Source organism: Variovorax sp. GW821-FHT09B05 (assembly GCF_059418265.1).
On record NZ_JBWKPN010000002.1, the window covers coordinates 647,894 to 667,374 of the forward strand.

The window sequence follows — 19,481 nt, forward strand, 5'->3', positions numbered from 1 at the left end:
GCGGGGACCTTCAGCGCTGCCGCTGCAGCGTGCGATGGGGCGATTCGCCGAAGCGGCGTGCGTAGTCCTGGGCGAAGCGCCCGAGGTGGGCGAAGCCGAACTGCAGCGCGACCGAGGTCACGGTGGTGTCGGCCCCCGGCTCGCTCAGGCGCTCGTGCACCGCGAGCAGCCGCCGCTCGCGCAGGTAGGCCATCGGCGTCTGGCCCGCATGCTGGCGGAACGCCACCTGCAGGCTGCGCACGCACAGCCCGCTGGCCGAGGCGATCTCGTCGACCGTGAGCGCATTGGGCAGGTGGGCCTCGATGTACTCGCGGGCACGTCGCAGCGCGCGCGGCGAGACGTCGCCGCGCTCGGCGCCCAGGCGCGCGCTCTGGTTGTGCGGCAACTGGCCCAGCAGGGTGTGGATCAGGCCCGATTCGGCCTGGGCCAGGAAGGGCGTGGTCAGCGGCGTGCGGCCGCACGAGAGCTCCTGCGCGAGGAACTCGACCAGGTGCTTCACGCTCGCGCCCGCGCCCTCGTCGAGCGCGATCTCGGGCTCGAATTCCAGGGGCCGCGCGCCGGCCGGCTCGCCGCACAGCGATTCCCAGTGGCGCTGCACCACCGCCTTGCCGATCTTCACGATCAGGTGCGGCGTGTCGTCGCCCCAGCGCATGCGCAGCGGCTGGCTCGGCGAGGCCAGCGAGGCGCGGTGCGCGTCGGAGGTGAAGCTCTGGCCGGCCCACTCGATGCGGGCATTGCCCCTGAGCGGGATCTGCAGCAGATAGAAGTCGCCGAGGCAGCCGGGATCGATCTCGACCTCGGCGCCGTACTGCACGTAGTTCAGCGAGATGTCGCCCAGCGGCGCGACGTGGTGGCGCGCGTCGAAGCGCGAGCTGCCGTGCCCGAGGTGCAGCCGGTGCGGACAGAAGATGCGCGCCACTTCGTCGCGCGCCTCGTCGAGGTCGGGCGTGGCGATGACGGCATAGCGCGACAGGGGAAGCGAGGCCGATGCAGCGACAGCGTGTTCCATGCGGGGCGGCGTGGGGGCAGCGAATAAATGCGTTTTGCGGACAGCGGCTGCGCAATCCGGATTGGGGTCTGAATCCTTCAAATCTAAAGTAACTGCAAGCAATTGACAACGGGACCAACCAGGAGAAAACGCATGAGCGACAAGGACTTGCAGGACAGGACGGTGCTCGTCACCGGTGGCGCGACCCTCATCGGTGCGGGCGTGGCCCGTTGCCTGCGCGATGCCGGTGCACGCGTGGTGCTGGCCGACATCGACGTGGCGCGCGGCGAGGCGGTGGCGCGCGAGATCGGTGCGAAATTCATCGCCACCGACATCACCGACGACGCCGCCGTGCAGGCCTGCGTCGAGCAGGCGGCCGATGCCGAGGGCCGCATCCACGCGCTCGTGAACCTGGCCTGCAGCTACCTCGACAACGGCCTGGCCTCGCCGCGCGGCGAATGGCAGACCGCGCTCGACGTGAACGTGGTCTCGGCCGTGATGATGGCGCGCGCCACGCTGCCCTTCATGCAGGCCGCGGGTGGCGGCGCCATCGTCAACTTCACCTCGATCTCCTCGGGCGTGGCCCAGACCGGCCGCTGGCTCTATCCGGTGAGCAAGGCCGCGCTGGTGCAGCTCACGCGCAACATGGCGCTGGACCTGGCGGCGATGAACGTGCGCGTCAATTCCGTCTCGCCGGGCTGGACCTGGTCGGCCGTGATGGACCAGCTCACCGGCGGCGATCGCGCCAAGACCGATGCGGTGGCCAAGCCCTTCCACATGCTCGGCCGCGTCGGCGACCCGGCCGAGGTCGGCCACGTGGTGGCCTTCCTGTGCTCGCACAAGGCTTCGTTCGTCACCGGCGCCGACTGGGCCGTGGACGGCGGCTATTCGGCCCTGGGCCCGGAGCAGGGCGAGCCGGCCATTCCCAAGCTCGCGGCCTGAAGGCGGCCGTCGCATCCCTTTCATCACCCCACCCACGAACGAGGCATACCCATGAGCAACATCGCATCGCAGGGCGCCAAGCCGCGCCGTTTCATGATCGTCGGCGCGGGCCAGTCGGGCCTGCAACTGGCGCTGGGCCTCCAGCGCGAGGGCCACGAGGTGACCGTGGTCTCGAACCGCAGCGCCGAGGACATCCGCACCGGCCGCGTGATGTCGAGCCAGTGCATGTTCGATGCCAGCCTGCAGATCGAGCGCGACCTCGGCATCGACCAGTGGGCCGACGCCTGCCCGCCGGTCGAGGGCATCGGCTTCGCCGTGCCGCATCCAGAGAAGCCCGGCGAGAAGCTGCTCGGCTGGTCGCACCGCCTCGACGCGCCCGCGCGCTCGGTCGACCAGCGCGTGAAGGTGCCGGCCTGGATGAAGACCTTCGAGGAACGCGGCGGACAGATCCTGTTCCAGGACGCGGGCATCGAGGACCTCGAGCGCTGGACCCAGTCGCACGACCTGGTGATCGTGGCCGCCGGCAAGGGCGAGATCGCGCAGATGTTCGAACGCGACGCGCAGCGCTCGCCCTACGACAAGCCGCAGCGCGCGCTGGCCCTGACCTATGTGCACGGCATGACGCCGCGCCCGGAGTACTCGGCCGTCAACTTCAACCTGATCCCCGGCGTCGGCGAGTACTTCGTGTTCCCCGCGCTGACCGTGACGGGGCCGTGCGAGATCATGGTGTTCGAGGGCGTGCCCGGCGGCCCGATGGACTGCTGGGCCGACGTGAAGACGCCCGCGCAGCACCTTGAGCGCTCGCTGTCGATCCTCGACACCTTCACGCCCTGGGAGGCCGAACGCTGCCGCGACGTGCGCCTGACCGACGACAACGGCATCCTGGCCGGCCGCTTCGCGCCCACGGTGCGCAAGCCGGTCGGGCGGCTGCCCTCGGGCCGCGCCGTGCTCGGCATGGGCGACGTGGTGTGCCTCAACGACCCGATCACCGGCCAGGGCTCGAACAACGCCGCCAAGTGCGCCGATGCCTACCTGCGCGCCATCCTCGCGCAGGGCGAGGGCGCCTTCGACGCGGACTTCATGCAGTCGGCCTTCGACGGCTACTGGCGCTATGCGCGCCACGTCGTCGAATGGACCAACGCGATGCTGCAGCCGCCGCCCCCGCACGTGCTCGAGGTGCTGGGCGCGGCCCAGGGCAACGCGGCCGTGGCACGGCGCTTCGTCAACGGCTTCAACGATCCGCGCGACTACGCCGAGTTCTTCATGACGCCCGACGCGAGCAGCGCCTACCTGCGCTCGCTGGCGCCGCAACCGGAGGCGGCCTGACCATGCGCGGCGAGTTCCGGGCCATCGAGTCGCTGCGCTGCGAGCCCAACGTGGGCGCGGGCGACTTCCGGCGCGCCATGCGCTGCCTGGTCGGCGCCGTGACCGTGGTCACGAGCACCGACGGGCAGACGCCCGTGGGCCTCACGGCCACGGCCGTGACCTCGTTCTCGGCCGAGCCCGCGCGCATCCTGGCCTGCGTCAACCTGCAGGGCAGCAGCTTCCGCACCATCGCGCAGAGCCGCCGCATGGCGGTCAACCTGCTCGCGCTCGACCAGTCGGCGCTGGCGCTGGCCTTCTCGCGCCAGGGCGAGGCCGGCGAGCGCTTCGATCCCGCGCACTGGGAGACGCTGGTGACCGGCGCGCCCGTGCTGCGCGGCGCCCTCGCGGTGTTCGATTGCGTGGTCGACGAGATGATGGTGGCGCACAGCCACGCGATGCTGATCGGCGAGGTCAAGGCCGCGCGCATCACCGATGCGCAGGGGCTGCCGCTGCTCTATGCCTGCGGCCAGTTCACCACCCTGCGCGACGAGTGCGTGCCGGCCTGAGCGCCGGCCGTACCACCCACGATCCAGAGATTCGGAACAAGGAGAAAGACATGACAGCTCAGAAGGGCCGCTGGCTGCAGGTGCCGGCCATCGACGGCAGCGGCAGCTTCCGCGCCTACCTCGCCACCCCGGCCTCGGGCAAGGGCCCCGGCATCGTGCTGGCGCAGGAGATCTTCGGCGTCAACGCCACCATGCGGCAGGTGGCCGACTACTACGCGGAGGAAGGCTACGTGGTGCTCGCGCCCGACCTGTTCTGGCGCCAGCAGCCCGAGGTCGAACTCGGCTATGCGCCCGACGACTGGCAGAAGGCCTTCGCGCTCTACAAAGGCTTCGACGAGGACAAGGGCACCGAGGACGTGGCCGCTTCGCTGGCGCTGCTGCGCTCGCTGCCCGAGCAGCAGGGCAAGGCCGGCGTGCTGGGTTTCTGCATGGGCGGCAAGCTCGCCTACCTCGCGGCCTGCCGCACCGATGCCGACGTCTGCGTGGGCTACTACGGCGTGGGCATCGAGCAGCGGCTCGAGGAGGCCGACCGCATCCAGGGCCGGCTGGTGCTGCATATCCCCGAGCTCGACGGCTTCTGCCCGCCCGAGGCGCGCTCGCACATCGTCGAGACGCTGGTCGCGCGGCCGGGCTGCGAGCTCTACGTCTACCCGGGCGTCGACCATGCCTTCGCACGGCTGGGCGGGGACCACTACCACAAGCCTTCGGCGCTGATGGCGCACGAGCGCAGCGTGGCCGTTTTCCGGCGCGAGATGGGGCCGCACTACGACTTCTCGGCGCTGTGGGACAAGCACTGCGAGTACGAGTTCGCCACCCGCAACGTGGCCGACACCATGGCCACCATGGTGGCCGAGCCCTACGTGAACCACATCCCGACCATGACCGGCGGCGTGGGACACGCGATGCTGAGCCGCTTCTACCAGCACCATTTCGTGAACAGCAATCCGCCCGACACGCGGCTGGTGCCGATCTCGCGCACCGTGGGCGCGACGCAGATCGTCGACGAGATCCTGTTCAGCTTCACCCATACCTGCGAGATCGACTGGCTGCTGCCCGGCGTGGCGCCCACGGGCAGGCCGGTGGAGATCCCGCTGGTGGCGATCGTGAAGTTCCGCGGCGACAAGCTCTACCACGAGCACATCTACTGGGACCAGGCCAGCGTGCTGGTGCAGGTGGGGCTGCTCGATCCGAAGGGCCTGCCGGTGGCCGGCGTCGAAACCGCACGCAAGCTGCTCGACGAGACGCAGCCCTCGAATACGCTGATGGCGGCCTGGTCGCGTTCGGGCTGAGAGGGCTGGACTAGAGAGCGGGCTCCCGTCCCGCGAGAGGAGGGAGCCACGGAGGCTCCCTACAATGAATCGGTCTCTCGATCCGATTCAATGAAAACAGTCAACAAGTCCGTTCTCATCTGGTACAGCGCCGAAGAGATGTACGCGCTGGTCACCGATGTGGCGAAGTACCCCCAGTTCCTGCCCTGGTGCGACAAGGCGCGCGTCATCGAGCAGGACGAGGCCGGCATGACCGCCGAGGTCGGCCTGGCCTTCGCGGGCCTGCACCAGAGCTTCACCACCCGCAACACCCACGTGCCCGGCCGCGAGGTGCAGCTCAAGCTGGTCGACGGGCCGTTCTCCAACCTCGACGGCCACTGGAAATTCGTGCCGGTGGGCGAGGGCGGCGAACGCGCCTGCCGCGTCGAGCTGCACCTGAGCTACGGCTTCAGCAACTTCGCGCTGCAGGCCCTCGTGGGCCCGGTGTTCGACACCATCGCCTCGAGCCTGGTCGAGGCCTTCGTCAAGCGCGCCGAGCAGGTCTACGGCGCAGCCTGAAGCACCCATGATCGAGGTGACCCTGAGCTGCTCGCCGGCACCGCGCGAGGTGTTCGAGGAGCCGCTGCGCCTGGCCGTCGGCGCCACCGTGAGCGACGCGATCCGCGCCAGCACCCTGGCCCAGCGCTTTCCCGCGCTCGACTGGCGCCAGACGATGACGCCCGGCATCTGGGGCCGGACCGCCGATTGGGACGATGCACTCGAAGACGGCGACCGCGTCGAGCTGTGCCGCGCGCTCGAGGTCGATCCGAAGGTGGCGCGGCGCGAGCGCTTCCAGCGGCAGGGCGCGCGCGGCACCGGGCTGTTCGCGAACCGGCGCCAGGGCGGCAAGGCGGGGTACTGAACCCCTTGGCGGGTTTACTTGCAGTCGCTGTCGATCACCGACTGCAGCCGGCGCTGCTCGGCCACGCGCTGGTTGTCGTCGAGGATCTCGCGCTCGCCCTTGGCGTTGACGCGCGCGATGCGCATGCCGCTGTCCATGGTGGCCTTGCTTTCGCGGGCGCGGCTGCAGTTCTCGGCCTTGGCCTTGGCGAGCTTCGCGGCTTCTGCCGCCTGCTTGGCCTTCTCGTCGGCCTCGGCCTTCTTGGTCTTTTCCTCGAGGTCCTTGTCGACCGTCGGCGCCTTGGGCGCGGCTGGCGCCGCCGGCGCTTCGGCGCCCTTGTCGGTGGTGGCCGTGCCCTCGGGCGCCGCCACGCCCGAGCCGGTGCGCGCCGGCGGGCCGGCGCGACGCACGATGTTCTTCTCGGGAATGTCGGTCGGCGGCGGCTGGTCGCTGAAGACCTTCTTGCCGTTCTTGTCGATCCATTGCCATTGGGCGTCCGCGGCCAGGGGCAGCAGGCAGATCGATCCGAGCAGGAGGCTGAGCAGGAACTTCATGGGGCGCAAGTCTAGCGATGCCTTACGTTTTGCAACAGGCAGTGATTGGTTTTCGCCGCGGTCCGAAGAGCGGGCAGTGGGCAAATGGCGACGCGGGAGGCGACGGGGCGGGCGATAGGCCCGCACCGCGCGGGGCCGAGCCGCGGTGAGCCCGCCAGCATACCCCGCGGCCTCGTTACAATCCGTCTTTTGGAGCCTCACCCATGCGCCTTCTCGGCAAAGCGCTCACCTTCGACGATGTGTTGCTGGTGCCAGCGTTCTCCCAGGTCCTGCCCAAGGACACCTCCCTCGCCACCAAATTCTCCCGAAACATCACGCTGAACATCCCGCTCGTCTCGGCGGCGATGGACACCGTGACCGAAGCCCGCCTCGCGATCGCCATCGCGCAGGAAGGCGGCATCGGGATCGTGCACAAGAACCTCACCGCGCAGCAGCAGGCCGCCGAAGTGGCCAAGGTCAAGCGCTACGAATCGGGCGTGCTGCGCGATCCGGTGGTGATCACGCCCACGCACTCGGTGCGGCAGGTGATGGCGCTGTCGGACCAGCTCGGCATCTCGGGCTTCCCGGTGGTCGACGCCGGCCGGGTGGTCGGCATCGTGACCGGGCGCGACCTGCGCTTCGAGAACCGCTACGACGTGCCCGTCAGCGAGATCATGACGCAGCGCGACCGGCTGATCACCGTGCCCGACGGCACCACGCTGGCCGAGGCCAAGGCGCTGCTCAACAAGCACAAGCTCGAACGCCTGCTCGTGATCAACAGCGACTGGGAGCTCAAGGGCCTGATCACCGTCAAGGACATCACCAAGCAGACCACCTTCCCCAACGCCGCGCGCGATGCCTCGGGCCGCCTGCGCGTGGGCGCGGCGGTCGGCGTGGGCGAGGGCACCGAGGAGCGCGTCGAGGCACTGGTCAAGGCCGGCGTCGATGCCATCGTGGTCGACACCGCGCACGGCCACAGCAAGGGCGTGATCGAGCGCGTGCGCTGGGTCAAGCAGAACTATCCGCAGATCGACGTGATCGGCGGCAACATCGCCACCGGCGACGCCGCGCGCGCGCTGGCCGAGGCCGGTGCCGACGCGGTCAAGGTCGGCATCGGCCCGGGCTCCATCTGCACCACCCGCATCGTGGCCGGCGTGGGCGTGCCGCAGATCATGGCGGTCGACAGCGTCGCCACCGCGCTGCACGGCAGCGGCGTGCCGCTGATCTCCGACGGCGGCGTGCGCTACTCGGGCGACATCGCCAAGGCCATCGCGGCCGGCGCCAGCACCGTGATGATGGGCAGCATGTTCGCCGGCACCGAAGAGGCGCCCGGCGAGATCGTGCTGTACCAGGGCCGCAGCTACAAGAGCTACCGCGGCATGGGCTCCATCGGCGCGATGCAGCAGGGCAGTGCCGACCGGTACTTCCAGGAATCGACCACCGGCAACCCCAACACCGACAAGCTCGTGCCCGAGGGCATCGAGGGCCGCGTGCCCTACAAGGGCTCGATCGTCTCGATCATCTACCAGATGGCCGGCGGCGTTCGCGCCAGCATGGGCTACTGCGGCTGCGGCACCATCGAAGAGATGAAGAACAAGGCCGAGTTCGTCGAGATCACCACCGCCGGCATCCGTGAGAGCCACGTCCACGACGTGCAGATCACGAAGGAAGCGCCGAACTACCGCGCCGAGTAACGCGGTGTCCGAACCTGATTCTGGCCAGACCTTGAGAGTCGGGCCAGATCAGGTTTAGAATTCGGGCCAGATTCAAATTTTCTGGCCCCAATGCAATCCATCGGCATCGCTGAAGCCAAGAACAACTTCTCGGCCCTGATCGACTCGGTCGAGAAGGGCGAGGAGGTGCGCATCACCCGCCACGGCAAGGAGGTGGTGCGCATGCTGCCGGTGCGGCGCAAGCCGGTCATCACCGACGAGCAGATCGCGCGCGAACTGGGCCAGATCGACGCGCTGCATGCCGCCATTCGTCCGGGCACCTCGGCCAGCGCTCTGCTGAACCAGGGCCGCCAGCCATGACCGCCTTCGTGATGGACGCCTCGGTCACCGCCGCCTGGCTGCTGCCCGACCACGCCAACGAACACACGCGCAGGCTCTACGCCGCCATCCGCCGCGACGAGGTCGAGCCGCAGGCGCCCAATGCCTGGCAGTGGGAGTGCGCCAACGTCATCGCCAATGGCGTACGCAGCGGCCGCATTCCGTCCTCGGCCGTCGAGGGCCTGTGGAGCGTGCTCGATGCCATCCGCCATCGCGTCGAGCTGCACGAGCTCGCGCCGGCCCAGCACAAGGCCGTGCTCGCCGTCGCCATCGATGCCGGCGTGTCGCTCTATGCCGCGGGCTATCTCTGGCTCGCGCGCTCGCTCGGTCTTCCGCTCGCCACCTTCGACGAGCAACTCATCCAGGCCGCGCCGCAAGCGGGCGTCCGGCTGTTCGACATTTCAACGCTCTGAGTCCCCGCCCATGCAACACGACAAGATCCTCATCCTCGATTTCGGCTCGCAGGTCACCCAGCTCATCGCGCGCCGCGTGCGCGAGGCGCACGTGCTCAGCGAAGTGCATCCCTGCGACGTCAGCGACGAATGGGTGCGCGAGTACGCGGCCGACGGCCATCTCAAGGGCGTGATCCTCTCGGGAAGCCATGCCAGCGTGTACGAGGAGACCACCGACAAGTGCCCGCAGGCCGTGTTCGACCTCGGCATTCCCGTGCTCGGCATCTGCTATGGCATGCAGACCATGGCGCACCAGCTCGGCGGCAAGGTCGAGGGCGGCCACAAGCGCGAGTTCGGCTTCGCCGCCGTGCGCGCCCATGGCCACACCGCGCTGCTCAAGGAGATCGCCGACTTCGCCACGCCCGAAGGCCACGGCATGCTCAACGTGTGGATGAGCCACGGCGACAAGGTCACCGAGCTGCCGCCGGGCTTCAAGCTCATGGCCAGCACCGACAGCTGCCCCATCGCCGGCATGGCCGACGAGGCGCGCCGCTACTACGCCGTGCAGTTCCATCCCGAAGTCACCCACACCGTGCAGGGCAAGGCCATCCTCGAGCGCTTCGTGCTCGGCATCTGCGAAGCCAGGCCCGACTGGGTCATGCGCGACCACATCGCCGAGGCCGTGCAGAAGATCCGCGAACAGGTGGGCGACGAAGAGGTCATCCTCGGCCTCTCGGGCGGCGTCGATTCGAGCGTGGCCGCCGCGCTGATCCACCGCGCCATCGGCGACCAGCTCACCTGCGTCTTCGTCGACCACGGCCTGCTGCGCCTGAACGAGGGCGACATGGTCATGGAGATGTTCGAGGGCAAGCTGCACGCCAAGGTCATCCGCGTCGATGCCAGCGAGCTGTTCCTCGGCAAGCTCGCCGGCGTGAGCGACCCCGAAGCCAAGCGCAAGATCATCGGCGGCGAGTTCGTCACCGTGTTCAAGCAGGAAGCCGCCAAGCTCAAGGCCGGCGACGGCGGCCACAAGGGCGCCACCTTCCTCGCGCAGGGCACCATCTACCCCGACGTCATCGAGAGCGGCGGCGCCAAGAGCAAGAAGGCCGTCACCATCAAGAGCCACCACAACGTCGGCGGCCTGCCCGAGCAGTTGGGCCTGAAGCTGCTCGAGCCGCTGCGCGACCTGTTCAAGGACGAGGTGCGCGAACTCGGCGTCGCGCTCGGCCTGCCACCCGAAATGGTCTACCGCCATCCGTTCCCGGGCCCGGGCCTGGGCGTGCGCATCCTCGGCGAGGTGAAGAAGGAATACGCCGACCTGCTGCGCCGCGCCGACGCCATCTTCATCGAGGAGCTGCGCAACTTCACCGACGCCGAGACCGGCAAGACCTGGTACGACCTCACGAGCCAGGCCTTCACCGTGTTCCTGCCCGTGAAGAGCGTCGGCGTGATGGGCGACGGCCGCACCTACGACTACGTCGTCGCCCTGCGCGCCGTGCAGACCAGCGACTTCATGACCGCCGACTGGGCCGAGCTGCCGTATGCGCTGCTCAAGAAAGTGTCGGGGCGGATCATCAATGAGGTGCGCGGCATCAACCGCGTGACCTATGACGTGTCGAGCAAGCCGCCGGCGACGATTGAGTGGGAGTGAAATCAGGTCCTTCGGGGACTATCGCCTAGTATCGAAAAACTGCCGTAACGTGTTGATTTAAAAGGAAATACGTCACGGCAGCTATCGGTGGCTATCGCCGGCCAACGAAACAGGTTGGCGGTAAAAGTGGCGGTAAGAACCGGAGGCCGGATTAAGACCTTCCCGTTCACTATTGAGACCAAACCGGTCTTTGACGGTAAAAGTCTTCTCTGGAAAGCTGATTTCATGCGGCTTTCCAGGCATCAGCAGGTCTCCTGACCCCTGACGGTAAAAGCCGTCACCAACAGGAGGAAAACCTCGATGCTTACCGACACTGCACTGCGCAATTTGAAGCCTAAGTCATTGACTTATAAGGCTTCTGACTGGGATGGGATGTACGTGACGGTATCGCCACCGGTACCGTCACCTTCCGCTACGATTACCGTCTCAACGGTCGCGGTGAGACCCTGTCCATTGGCCGCCACGGGCCGGCGGGTATTTCGCTGGCGATGGCCCGCGAAAAGCTGATCGACGCCAAGAAGGCCGTCGCCCAAGGCAAGTCCCCCGCGTTGGAGAAGCAGCGCGAGAAGCGCCGTCTGACCGCTGCCAAGACCTTTGGCGACGTGACCGAGAGGTGGCTGGCCTGCGCTCGGATGGCCGACGGCACCAAGGCGATGCGCAAGAGCATGCAGCGCTCGCTACAGCATTTATCGTCGGATCCCAGGAGCGGTCGCGCGCGAGGCTAAGCTGGGACTACTCGAGCCAATCCTGAGGGCGTCATCGTGAAGACCTGCAAGGGCTCGAATGCGGCGAACACCTCCGCAAGCTCAATGCGCGTCATGCCGATCTCATTCAATATCTCTCCATCAGGCAGACCTGGGATCTGTAGAACCTTCTTCGCTTCCACATAGTTGATATTGTGGACAAAGATGCCGATCACTTCTGCGCCGCGGACGCGCCACTCGTTGTAGGGGCCTGCGACTTGAAAAGTTTCCTCAAGGGTGTCCATGTTTAGCGGCTTCCCTCCGGAATGATCGGTACCGTCTGGCGCTGAGAAGGAGCCCGCGTCGGTGTTAGAAACGGATAGAACGGAGGCAGCAGTTGGCCTGAACATTACGCCAACGCTGCCGCAGGGCTGCATGGTGTGTCCGGGCCACAGCACAGAACATGACAGAGGCCATTTGTCCTTGTGGTTGATGGCCTCTTGCAGGTCATCAGGAAATACTCCACCTGCGCGCATGTTCGCGTGACGCGAAAAGTGAACAACGACAGCCTTGTGCTTCTCAAGCGTTGCGGTCAGAACGTCGTCGGTCATCGGGGGCGTGTGATCTTGGTGCACTATTTCAATTTCTCTTGTTGTGGTTTCGACAAGTCAGCACCATCGGGCAATATTGGACTATGCATTCTGTTCAAACGTGAGAGTGAACGGATGACCCAGGCTGAACGCTCCAAAAAAAGGAAAGAATAATGTCTCACATCCCGGTGACCGACACGATCGCCCACGCACTCATGCAGCTCGTAGACGACTCGAACAACAATGGCGTCTATCGAGAGCCTTCGCACGCCGACATCGAATTTCACGTCAATCAGGCGAGCCTTGCAGAGCATGATCCCAAGCAGCAGGGACAGCTAATTGGAAAGGCGAAGCGCGTTCGAGCTGTCCTTTACGCGGTTATGGACTCAAGCCCGGTCGCAGCAAGTCGGTTCGCTTCAGGCTTGCTCGCGAAGGTGCGCGCATGCGGCGGATTCCGAGAGGCGTCCACCAACTATGTGGGTCGCGAAGCGATTGAAAACGCAAAGGCAGCCTTCGATGCAGAAGGTTTTGTTTTGACCGACGACGGCACGCTTTCTCCCAAGGTGCTCTCCTCTTTGCACGGCATCGCGCTAACTGATGCTCTCGCCGCCTACGCCCGACGAGCACAAAAGGGCGCCGAGGATGCTGCCCTGATCACGGGCACCGGAAAAGACTTGATGGAGGCCACGGCCGCTCATGTCCTCGATACGCTGCAAGGAAGATATCCCAGCGGCGCCAACTTCCAGGCACTGCTCGGCATGGCTTTCGTAGCACTCGACCTCGCCGTCCCCGAAATGCCCGAGCAGCCTGGCGAGCCGGCGGTTAAATCGATGGAGCGAGGGCTCTTCCTTTCGGCCTTGGGTGTCAATCGGGTTCGCAACAAGCAGGGCACTGGCCATGGCCGACCGTGGCTGCCGACACTCGCTGATGAGGAAGCGAAGGCCGCCATCGAGGTCATGGGCACGGTGTCTGCCTACTTGTTGTCGAAGCTCGCCAGGCGCGAACGCCGCATTCGGCTGCCGTGAAAAATCTGCGCAAGTTGTGATGCATCAAGCGGGGCACACGCCAGATGACTGCATCGTTGCTCTCGCCACAACCCGTCTTACCCCTGCTCGACAGCATGACGATTGAAGAGTTCTACTCCGCACCTCGCGGGACGTACGGAAATGCCTTGCTGAACTGGAGCAAGCACGCGCCGAGCGATGTGATTTCCTATGCGGTGAGTTACCGGAACGCAGCACATTGTTTGATCGCCGATTACGAGCGCAGGGGCATTGGTGATATTGACTACGGTGCTTGTCCCGTCATCTTTCTCTTTCGCCACGCGATCGAGCTCTACCTGAAGGCGATGGTATACCGCTTGGCCAGGCTCAGTGTCGACGACCAGGAGCTTCGGTGGGTATTGCCAAGGCTGTGGAGAGAGCATTCGCTCATGACGCTGCTGAGCATGGCACAGCCCGTTCTTACTGCCATGAGAGACAGGCTTCCTCTTGCTCTGCGAGTCATTGACGAGGAAGAGCTGCAGTTCGTGTCTGATCTGGATCGCGTTGACCCTGGCTCGTACTCATTTCGGTATCCCGTGGCATCTTCGGGCGGAGCCGCGCTGAAGGGGATGCTCATGACAAACATCTTCGTGTTTGGGCAGATGGCGGACCGGACTTTGGACTCACTCAATGCGATCTGCCGTCATCTCATCATCGAGGTACATGCCCTTGAACCCCAGATGTGTCTGAATCTCGGATCCATGAATTCACGGCAAAGGGGCTGACACGTTGGACGGCATGCCAGACGAGGTCCTGGAGGGAAGGTGGTCATCTTACGGGGCGATATTGGCGGAGCCTGACGTCAGGGCCAGGGTGTGCGCTGGTCTTTGCTGACCGCGAAGCTTCCTTTTTTGCCTCGATCCAGCGCTCGACCTCTTTTAGGTCACAGACGACACAGCGGGCGGTGAGTCTGAAGCGTCGCGGAATTCGCCGCGCTGCTCCATCTCGTAGATCGTTGTTTCAGCCAGGGGACGATCTGGTGCAGTTCGTGACGGCGGATGGTTCTGCGAAACGGCAAGGGTGGCTTCGTGAGGAACTGGGGTACTTCGTCATAGCCCCTCGTGCCTGGGGCAGGGAGGAGTAAATGTCTGTCCGCGGATTGCGGCAAGGGTGTCGACATGGCGGTGACCGTAGGCGGATGCGTTGTCGCTCATGGTGGCTATCGCGAATGATTGGTACAACCTGCTGGGGCGCAGCCCGGAGTAGGGCGTGACCGATCGGATTCCAATGCGCATATTTGCCTTGATGGCGATATTCGCTGCGCAGTGAGTCTTTGCGGAATCCAGACCGCCAGTGTCCCGACGGGCCTGGAGATTGCGCTTCCAACAGAACACCTCCAAACCGCGCGGGGCCGTCTGGTGGCGGTCATTTGGTCTTGTGATGGCCTAGGCTGCTCTAGCTCGATGAGGTTGGCATGGCCGCGGCCTCAACGATGAACTTGCTGCGCTCGTAGAGTTCGTCGAAGGTCATGATGTCGATGCCTGCGATGCTGTTGCGATACAGCTCGAAGGAGCGCATCTTGTCGGTGTTCACGCCGTGCTCCGAGACGAATTCGCTCAGGGAGCCCGCGACGATGAAGGCGCGTGGCCTGAAGTTGAAGACGTATTCCCCGGTCGGATTGCCGTCCCTGTCGTTGGGCTGGATCAACCCGTACAGCCTTTGCATTGCAGCCGCGACAGTACCTTGAACTTGAGCCACAGCACCGGCCAGTTCGGAAGAGGGGGCCCAGCAGCCAGAACGATAGGCCGATGCATCCAGCAGTGGTGTGTTGTGCTTCTTGATCTCCACAAAGCAAAGAGCGTTGATAATGCCGCGGGTCTTCATCAAGCCATCGGCACGCTTGCCATGGCTCAACAGATCGTGCCCCTGCACCACCTGTTCCAGCTTGCGGTCGTCGAAGCCGGTGACGAAAAAATAGCTCAGGCCGTAGCCGAACACCCATTGGTTCTTCTCGAAGAACATCTGCCACAACGCTTCATCGCCGTGTGCGTGCTTGGCCTGCTTCACCTGGTCGAAGTATCCAGCATCCTCCAGCAACCGCTGGAAGATGGTCAACTGCTTCTTGCGGTAGCCTAGTGTGACTACATCCTCTTTTGTCAGCTCCGCCTGAACGACTTCGGCAAATACCTCTTGGTTGTCATGCACGAGGTTCGCAGCTTGCTCTTTAGAAAGTACCAGCCGGCGAAGCTCGGCGTCCGTGATGTTGACTTTCTGCGGGCCATTGAATTCCACTGCCGCGATATCTTGGAAGAAGCGCAGCAATGTGGGGATCTCATTGCCGATGAAGGAGAAGTGAGTGTTGTGCGGAACGCCCGTGGAGCCGTTGAAGGCCTGCAGCGTCACAACGCGCAGGCTTCTGTCGCTCTCCAGGAACTTCGCGATGATCTCCGTTCGGCCTTTCTGTGTGTGGCGTAGCACCACTTCCTGCTTGACCTTGGCGTAGTGCAGGCCCTCTGAGTCGATGACCTTGGAGGCAATGCGGAGCGCGCCATCGGCCGTCGCTACCGCAGGGCTGATGTAGGTCTTACCGGGAATTTTTTTCCGATGTATCTCCGTCTCGTCGTCCATTCTTGCCTCCTTGCTGCGTCTGTAGTTTAGAGACATGGGCGACTCGGGCGCTCAAGAACGTGCTGGCGCTTGGTTGCCTGGTCGCGGCCGGGCTGTCGCTCGTGGAGCGCGGGCTGCTTTGATCCGTGGGTTTCCTGCTTCCCAGCGGGGCTCCTGGCTTGATTCGGTTTGGACATCGGTGTGGCGGATGGCGTAGTCGAGCAGATCGACGCCCTGCTGAGGCCGCTCACGCCGACCATGGGCAGGGAAGGCCACGAGGTGGAAACACGCGGCCAGGATCAACGGCATCCACAGATACATGTTGCTGTCGTTCTTCAGTAGTGTCGATGCGGCCATGGCCGAAGCCGTCAATGCAGGGAATAGGCCAAGCTTGCGCAGATCCCCGGTGAGCAACCCGACCCTGCCGTCGAAGACATTCCAGCGGTGGCGGTACTGCAATACCTGCCCAGCCTGATCGACCTCGATCACACAGGGCGTGACGATGGACTGCGCCGAGCGCCATGCCAGGCCGCCGGCCATCAGCAGCGCGAGCGCGAGGCAGCCGAAGGCCATCCAGCGCCAGTTCTTCAGATGAGTGGTCTTCGCGCGCTTCCTACTATGGTGAAGCAGACGACTATCCCATAGCGCAGAGAGCGATTGCTGCTATAGCCAGCTTGGGCTACGTTGAGGGCGCAGCAGCTGAAGAGCTTTACCGTATCGCCCTGGACACGCGGGATTCGGACGTCCGGTGGGGAATATTCGAACTGCTCGTGCCCTTCGCAGGCGAGAGCTTTCAACGTCGGCTGTTCGACTTGGCCGTGAACCCTGGGCGTCGAGCCGTCAGGCTGGCGGCAGTTGCAGCATTGCTTGGTAGCCATGAATCGGTCGCGGCCGAAATCGTTGGCATGATCACGCCCAATCTTGTCCGAATGCGTATCGAGGGAGTGGCATCGAGACTGCTAATGCTCATTGCGGCCCAAGGAGACGAGGACCAGATCCTAGGAATTGCGGCGGAACTGGCAACTCATCCCAAGCGCAGAGTACTCTTGCTGCTGGCGATCTGGGTCTTGAGTGAGCGGAACGGGCCGACGGCTCAGCGGATCGCGGAGGTGCTACCGAAGGATCACTTGGGCGTGCAGTGGGCAATTGCGGGGGCAAGGTGAACTGATCGAGAAGGCGCTCGACGACCTCGGCGACACCTTCAGTGTTGCCGAGGTGCTACGCTTCTTGCAGCCCTCGCAGAACTAGCAGCACAGTTCTTGCGCCTACAGCAATCGGGAAGCTGTCGAATCCAGCGTAGGTGAACCAACGAGGCGGTGCCGATCGGGCAGAGGCATTGCGTTTTCTGTACCCTATGAGTTGATTGATGATGGTGTCGCTAGAGTTGCCGCCCCATAAATCGCTCCATCTCCCGCGCCAGCAAAAGATGTGCGCTTCTGACGGTAAAAGCGACGGTAAGGCCCCAATGTCGATCTCCCTTTAACCACGCGGGTTTGGGCGTCTTGTTGATGATGGAGTGGGAGTGAGATCGGGGCCTTCGCGGACTGTCTTCCGCGAAGAAAACCCCCATCGGCCCTCAAGAGGCCGACGGCCCGACCTCGATCGCGATCTTTCCCCGCACCCCGTTGTTGGGACTTTCCAGCCGCGCATGGGCAAGCGGAATGTCTGCCAGCGAATAGACGGCACCCACGTGCGGCCGTAGCTGCCCGCGCTCGATCAAGGCGCTCAACTCATCGAGCTTGCCGCGGTTCTGTCGCGTGAAGACGAAGTGGTAGCTCGCGTTCTTGCCCCAGGCCTGGACGAGGTTCTGCGGCCGGGCGATGTCCACGATGCTGACGACGCGGCCGAGCTGGGCCAGCGCGTCGGGGCTGCGCGACAGGGTGTCGCCGCCGATGGTGTCGAACACGACATCGACGCCGCGGCCACCCGTTTCGCGCAGGACGGCGTCGACGTAGTCCTCCTTCTCGTAGTCGATGAGCACGTCGGCGCCCAGGCTGCGTGCGAACTCGAAGTTGGCTTCGCGCACGGTCGTGAACACCCTGGCGCCTATGGCCCTTGCGAGCTGGATCGCCACATGGCCGACGCCTCCGGCGCCGCCGTGCACCAGGATGCTTTCGCCCACCCTGAGCGCCGCGCGCACGACCAGTGCTTCCCACGCCGTGCCGCCCACCAGGGTCAGGCTCGCCGCCTCGAGATGGCTCAGCGAGGAGGGCTTCTTGCCGACGATGCCTTGGGCGGCGACGTGGTACTCGGCATAGCTGCCCGGCCCGTCGAAGATTTGCGGCGTGTACCAGACCTCGTCTCCGCGAGAGAAGGCCGTCACGCCAGGCCCGACTTCTTCCACAACGCCCGATACGTCGTGGCCGGTGATAGCCGGCAGTGGCACCAGGTCGGGATAGTCGCCCCGCCGGACCTGGTAATCGAGCGGATTGATCGAGGTCGCATGGACCCGGACCAGGACCTGTCCCGCCTGGGGCACAGGGCGGGGCAGGTCGCACAGTTCGAACGATTCGGGGCCGCCGAACGATGTGAGTCTCAGGGCTTTCATGGCATGTCCTTCATTTCTATAAAAAGGGATATCGGGAATTTCCGATGTTTCAGGGTAAAAAAAGGTCAAAGCTCCTTGCCGATGATCTCGGCCAGGGCGCTGATGGTTGCCTCGTTGCGCTTGTAGTAGGTCCACTGGCCGATGCGACGGACTTCGACGAGACCGGCCCGCTGCAGGGTCGCCAGGTAGTCCGACACCGTCGACTGCGACAGCCCGACGCCTTCCTGGATGCTGCTGACGCAGACCCCCACTGTCAGGACGTCGCCTTCGTCCTGCGGCGGGAAGTTCTTCGCGGGGTCCTTCAAGCCCTTCAGGATGTCGAGGCGCGTCCGGTTCGAGAGGGCCTTGAAGACTTCGAGCAGTTCCATGCGCCGATCGTATCGGAATTTACCGATATCTCAATGCCGATGACGTATGACCCTTCAAGTCTCAGGGGCCACCCACCACGCACGCCCCGTGCGCGGCGCCTCCAGCGCCACCCGTTCTCCCATCACCGGCGTGGCCAGCTTCACATCGCGCACCCGCGCCAGCGCCTGGATGCGCTCGAACGGCTCGTTCCACGCATGCATCGCCAGGTCGAAGGTGCCGTTGTGCACCGGCAGCAGCCAATGCCCGCGCAGGTCCAGGTGGGCCTGCAGCGTCTGCTCGGGCTGCATGTGGACGTCGGCCCATTGCTTGTCGTAGGCGCCGGTCTCGAGCATGGTCACGTCGAAGGGACCGTAGCGATCGCCGATGGTCTTGAAGTCGGCGTGGTAGCCGGTGTCGCCGCTGAAGAAGAGCCGCAGGTCGCCGGCCAGGATCACCCACGAGGCCCAGAGAGTGCGGTCCTCGTCGAGCAGGGTGCGGCCCGAGAAATGTTGCGCGGGCACGGCCGCGAGGCGGATGCCGCCGACGGTGGTTTCGTCCCACCAGTCGAGCTGCCGCACCCGCGCCGGGTCGACGCCCCAGCCGATCAGGCGGTCGCCCACGCCGAGCGGGGTGACGAACACCTCGACCTTGGGCGCGAGCCGCGCGATGGCTGCGCGGTCCAGGTGGTCGAAGTGGTCGTGCGAGAGGATCACGCCCTTGATCGGGGGCAGGTCGTCGATGTCGATCGGCGGCGCATGGAAGCGCTTGGGGCCGGCCCATTGCACTGGCGAGGCGCGCTCGGAGAACACGGGGTCGGTGAGCCAGAACTCGCCGTCGAGCTTGAGCAGCAGGGTCGAATGGCCGAGGCGGTAGAGGCTGCTGCCTGGCGCCGCCAGCAGGGCCGCGGTCGTCAGCGGCCGCACCGGGATCGGGGTGCTCGGCACGGTGGTGTCGGTCTTGCCGGTCAGGACCCGCCAGCCGATCGCCACGGTCTTCAGGAAACCCATCGGCGCGCGCGGCACGACGTTGCGATAGACGCCGCCGCGCTGCTGCGGCGACTGGGGATGGGCCGTGGGGCGCGAGCCGCAGGCGCACAGGGAGAAGGTGGACATGGCGAGGACTCCGTTCGTGAACAGGTGAAAGGGG

The 19,481-nt window shown here is 65.2% G+C and carries 21 protein-coding genes and 2 pseudogenes; 14 read left to right on the top strand and 9 right to left on the bottom strand.

Annotated elements, in window-relative coordinates:
• Window positions 1-10 precede the first annotated feature (10 nt).
• Complete coding sequence (locus tag AC07RM_RS07975) at window positions 11-1,009, bottom strand: AraC family transcriptional regulator (RefSeq protein WP_495334110.1); 999 nt, start codon at window positions 1,007-1,009, stop codon at window positions 11-13.
• A gap of 132 nt (window positions 1,010-1,141) precedes the next feature.
• Here AC07RM_RS07975 and AC07RM_RS07980 point away from each other — a divergent pair, with 132 nt between their 5' ends.
• From AC07RM_RS07980 to AC07RM_RS08005, 6 genes are all read left to right on the top strand, one after another.
• Entirely contained in the window at window positions 1,142-1,930 is a 789-nt protein-coding gene (locus AC07RM_RS07980) for an SDR family oxidoreductase (RefSeq protein WP_495334111.1), read from the top strand.
• Between the two features lie 51 nt (window positions 1,931-1,981).
• The gene (locus AC07RM_RS07985) at window positions 1,982-3,256 is read left to right on the top strand and encodes a styrene monooxygenase/indole monooxygenase family protein (RefSeq protein ID WP_495334112.1); all 1,275 of its coding nucleotides are present in this window, start codon (window positions 1,982-1,984) and stop codon (window positions 3,254-3,256) included.
• Between the two features lie 2 nt (window positions 3,257-3,258).
• On the top strand, window positions 3,259-3,801 hold the full coding sequence (locus AC07RM_RS07990; protein ID WP_057591703.1) for a flavin reductase family protein: 543 nt from the start codon (window positions 3,259-3,261) through the stop codon (window positions 3,799-3,801).
• Window positions 3,802-3,851: 50 nt separating this feature from the next.
• A complete protein-coding gene (locus AC07RM_RS07995) occupies window positions 3,852-5,090 on the top strand; it encodes a dienelactone hydrolase family protein (RefSeq protein WP_495334113.1) in 1,239 nt (412 codons plus the stop codon).
• A 90-nt stretch (window positions 5,091-5,180) separates the two neighbouring features.
• Window positions 5,181-5,627 (top strand): type II toxin-antitoxin system RatA family toxin, encoded by a 447-nt coding sequence (locus AC07RM_RS08000; RefSeq protein ID WP_203205969.1) that lies wholly within the window; start codon window positions 5,181-5,183, stop codon window positions 5,625-5,627.
• Window positions 5,628-5,634: 7 nt separating this feature from the next.
• The gene (locus AC07RM_RS08005; RefSeq protein WP_495334114.1) at window positions 5,635-5,970 is read left to right on the top strand and encodes an RnfH family protein; all 336 of its coding nucleotides are present in this window, start codon (window positions 5,635-5,637) and stop codon (window positions 5,968-5,970) included.
• Between the two features lie 14 nt (window positions 5,971-5,984).
• Here the strand turns inward: AC07RM_RS08005 and AC07RM_RS08010 are convergent, their stop codons facing one another.
• Window positions 5,985-6,503 carry a DUF4124 domain-containing protein gene (locus tag AC07RM_RS08010; RefSeq protein ID WP_395347480.1) on the bottom strand — a complete coding sequence of 173 codons (519 nt, stop codon included), beginning with the start codon at window positions 6,501-6,503 and terminating at the stop codon, window positions 5,985-5,987.
• 203 nt (window positions 6,504-6,706) lie between these two features.
• On the opposite strand from AC07RM_RS08010, the gene guaB reads away from it, so the two are divergent.
• The 5 genes and pseudogenes from guaB to AC07RM_RS08035 form a co-directional block, all read left to right on the top strand.
• Window positions 6,707-8,176: an IMP dehydrogenase gene (guaB, locus tag AC07RM_RS08015; protein WP_093341788.1), complete on the top strand. Its 1,470-nt coding sequence runs from the start codon at window positions 6,707-6,709 to the stop codon at window positions 8,174-8,176.
• Window positions 8,177-8,266: 90 nt separating this feature from the next.
• Entirely contained in the window at window positions 8,267-8,515 is a 249-nt protein-coding gene (locus AC07RM_RS08020) for a type II toxin-antitoxin system Phd/YefM family antitoxin (protein ID WP_495334115.1), read from the top strand.
• Window positions 8,512-8,946 carry a type II toxin-antitoxin system VapC family toxin gene (locus AC07RM_RS08025; protein ID WP_057591696.1) on the top strand — a complete coding sequence of 145 codons (435 nt, stop codon included), beginning with the start codon at window positions 8,512-8,514 and terminating at the stop codon, window positions 8,944-8,946. The genes AC07RM_RS08020 and AC07RM_RS08025 overlap by 4 nt, the downstream gene beginning before the upstream one ends.
• Before the next feature lie 10 nt (window positions 8,947-8,956).
• Window positions 8,957-10,576 carry a glutamine-hydrolyzing GMP synthase gene (gene guaA, locus AC07RM_RS08030; RefSeq protein ID WP_203205974.1) on the top strand — a complete coding sequence of 540 codons (1,620 nt, stop codon included), beginning with the start codon at window positions 8,957-8,959 and terminating at the stop codon, window positions 10,574-10,576.
• Window positions 10,577-10,876: 300 nt separating this feature from the next.
• A pseudogene (locus AC07RM_RS08035) lies at window positions 10,877-11,244 on the top strand (integrase arm-type DNA-binding domain-containing protein); the annotation flags it as partial.
• Between the two features lie 53 nt (window positions 11,245-11,297).
• Here AC07RM_RS08035 and AC07RM_RS08040 read toward each other — a convergent pair.
• The gene (locus AC07RM_RS08040) at window positions 11,298-11,870 is read right to left on the bottom strand and encodes a hypothetical protein (RefSeq protein WP_495334116.1); all 573 of its coding nucleotides are present in this window, start codon (window positions 11,868-11,870) and stop codon (window positions 11,298-11,300) included.
• A gap of 152 nt (window positions 11,871-12,022) precedes the next feature.
• Between AC07RM_RS08040 and AC07RM_RS08045 the strand changes: the two genes are divergently transcribed.
• On the top strand, window positions 12,023-12,874 hold the full coding sequence (locus tag AC07RM_RS08045; RefSeq protein WP_495334117.1) for an abortive infection family protein: 852 nt from the start codon (window positions 12,023-12,025) through the stop codon (window positions 12,872-12,874).
• Between the two features lie 44 nt (window positions 12,875-12,918).
• On the top strand, window positions 12,919-13,617 hold the full coding sequence (locus tag AC07RM_RS08050) for a hypothetical protein (protein ID WP_495334118.1): 699 nt from the start codon (window positions 12,919-12,921) through the stop codon (window positions 13,615-13,617).
• Window positions 13,618-13,660: 43 nt separating this feature from the next.
• Here AC07RM_RS08050 and AC07RM_RS08055 read toward each other — a convergent pair.
• From AC07RM_RS08055 to AC07RM_RS08065, 3 genes and pseudogenes are all read right to left on the bottom strand, one after another.
• Window positions 13,661-14,012 (bottom strand): annotated as a pseudogene (locus tag AC07RM_RS08055) (helix-turn-helix transcriptional regulator).
• 275 nt (window positions 14,013-14,287) lie between these two features.
• Window positions 14,288-15,460: a Shedu immune nuclease family protein gene (locus tag AC07RM_RS08060; RefSeq protein ID WP_495334119.1), complete on the bottom strand. Its 1,173-nt coding sequence runs from the start codon at window positions 15,458-15,460 to the stop codon at window positions 14,288-14,290.
• Window positions 15,461-15,511: 51 nt separating this feature from the next.
• A complete protein-coding gene (locus AC07RM_RS08065; protein WP_495334171.1) occupies window positions 15,512-16,069 on the bottom strand; it encodes a VirB8/TrbF family protein in 558 nt (185 codons plus the stop codon).
• A gap of 44 nt (window positions 16,070-16,113) precedes the next feature.
• Here AC07RM_RS08065 and AC07RM_RS08070 point away from each other — a divergent pair, with 44 nt between their 5' ends.
• Complete coding sequence (locus AC07RM_RS08070) at window positions 16,114-16,602, top strand: hypothetical protein (RefSeq protein WP_495334120.1); 489 nt, start codon at window positions 16,114-16,116, stop codon at window positions 16,600-16,602.
• Between the two features lie 413 nt (window positions 16,603-17,015).
• Here AC07RM_RS08070 and AC07RM_RS08075 read toward each other — a convergent pair whose 3' ends face one another.
• From AC07RM_RS08075 to AC07RM_RS08085, 3 genes are all read right to left on the bottom strand, one after another.
• The gene (locus AC07RM_RS08075) at window positions 17,016-17,987 is read right to left on the bottom strand and encodes a zinc-dependent alcohol dehydrogenase family protein (protein ID WP_495334121.1); all 972 of its coding nucleotides are present in this window, start codon (window positions 17,985-17,987) and stop codon (window positions 17,016-17,018) included.
• A gap of 65 nt (window positions 17,988-18,052) precedes the next feature.
• Window positions 18,053-18,355, bottom strand: coding sequence for an ArsR/SmtB family transcription factor (locus AC07RM_RS08080; protein ID WP_093341792.1), 303 nt, complete (start codon window positions 18,353-18,355; stop codon window positions 18,053-18,055).
• Between the two features lie 54 nt (window positions 18,356-18,409).
• Window positions 18,410-19,447 (bottom strand): MBL fold metallo-hydrolase, encoded by a 1,038-nt coding sequence (locus AC07RM_RS08085; RefSeq protein WP_495334122.1) that lies wholly within the window; start codon window positions 19,445-19,447, stop codon window positions 18,410-18,412.
• Window positions 19,448-19,481: the final 34 nt, after the last annotated feature.

Excerpts from the sequence above, each read along its gene's own strand:
- AC07RM_RS08060 (WP_495334119.1), bottom strand. The coding sequence starts at position 15,460 with ATGGACGACGAGACGGAGATACATCGGAAAAAAATTCCCGGTAAGACC.
- AC07RM_RS08050 (WP_495334118.1), top strand. The coding sequence starts at position 12,919 with ATGACTGCATCGTTGCTCTCGCCACAACCCGTCTTACCCCTGCTCGAC.
- AC07RM_RS08080 (WP_093341792.1), bottom strand. The coding sequence starts at position 18,355 with ATGGAACTGCTCGAAGTCTTCAAGGCCCTCTCGAACCGGACGCGCCTC.
- guaA (WP_203205974.1), top strand. The coding sequence starts at position 8,957 with ATGCAACACGACAAGATCCTCATCCTCGATTTCGGCTCGCAGGTCACC.
- AC07RM_RS07980 (WP_495334111.1), top strand. The coding sequence starts at position 1,142 with ATGAGCGACAAGGACTTGCAGGACAGGACGGTGCTCGTCACCGGTGGC.
- AC07RM_RS08045 (WP_495334117.1), top strand. The coding sequence starts at position 12,023 with ATGTCTCACATCCCGGTGACCGACACGATCGCCCACGCACTCATGCAG.
- AC07RM_RS07995 (WP_495334113.1), top strand. The coding sequence starts at position 3,852 with ATGACAGCTCAGAAGGGCCGCTGGCTGCAGGTGCCGGCCATCGACGGC.
- AC07RM_RS08010 (WP_395347480.1), bottom strand. The coding sequence starts at position 6,503 with ATGAAGTTCCTGCTCAGCCTCCTGCTCGGATCGATCTGCCTGCTGCCC.
- AC07RM_RS07975 (WP_495334110.1), bottom strand. The coding sequence starts at position 1,009 with ATGGAACACGCTGTCGCTGCATCGGCCTCGCTTCCCCTGTCGCGCTAT.
- AC07RM_RS08040 (WP_495334116.1), bottom strand. The coding sequence starts at position 11,870 with ATGACCGACGACGTTCTGACCGCAACGCTTGAGAAGCACAAGGCTGTC.
- AC07RM_RS08075 (WP_495334121.1), bottom strand. The coding sequence starts at position 17,987 with ATGAAAGCCCTGAGACTCACATCGTTCGGCGGCCCCGAATCGTTCGAA.
- AC07RM_RS08025 (WP_057591696.1), top strand. The coding sequence starts at position 8,512 with ATGACCGCCTTCGTGATGGACGCCTCGGTCACCGCCGCCTGGCTGCTG.
- AC07RM_RS08085 (WP_495334122.1), bottom strand. The coding sequence starts at position 19,447 with ATGTCCACCTTCTCCCTGTGCGCCTGCGGCTCGCGCCCCACGGCCCAT.
- guaB (WP_093341788.1), top strand. The coding sequence starts at position 6,707 with ATGCGCCTTCTCGGCAAAGCGCTCACCTTCGACGATGTGTTGCTGGTG.
- AC07RM_RS08020 (WP_495334115.1), top strand. The coding sequence starts at position 8,267 with ATGCAATCCATCGGCATCGCTGAAGCCAAGAACAACTTCTCGGCCCTG.
- AC07RM_RS08000 (WP_203205969.1), top strand. The coding sequence starts at position 5,181 with ATGAAAACAGTCAACAAGTCCGTTCTCATCTGGTACAGCGCCGAAGAG.
- AC07RM_RS08005 (WP_495334114.1), top strand. The coding sequence starts at position 5,635 with ATGATCGAGGTGACCCTGAGCTGCTCGCCGGCACCGCGCGAGGTGTTC.
- AC07RM_RS07990 (WP_057591703.1), top strand. The coding sequence starts at position 3,259 with ATGCGCGGCGAGTTCCGGGCCATCGAGTCGCTGCGCTGCGAGCCCAAC.
- AC07RM_RS07985 (WP_495334112.1), top strand. The coding sequence starts at position 1,982 with ATGAGCAACATCGCATCGCAGGGCGCCAAGCCGCGCCGTTTCATGATC.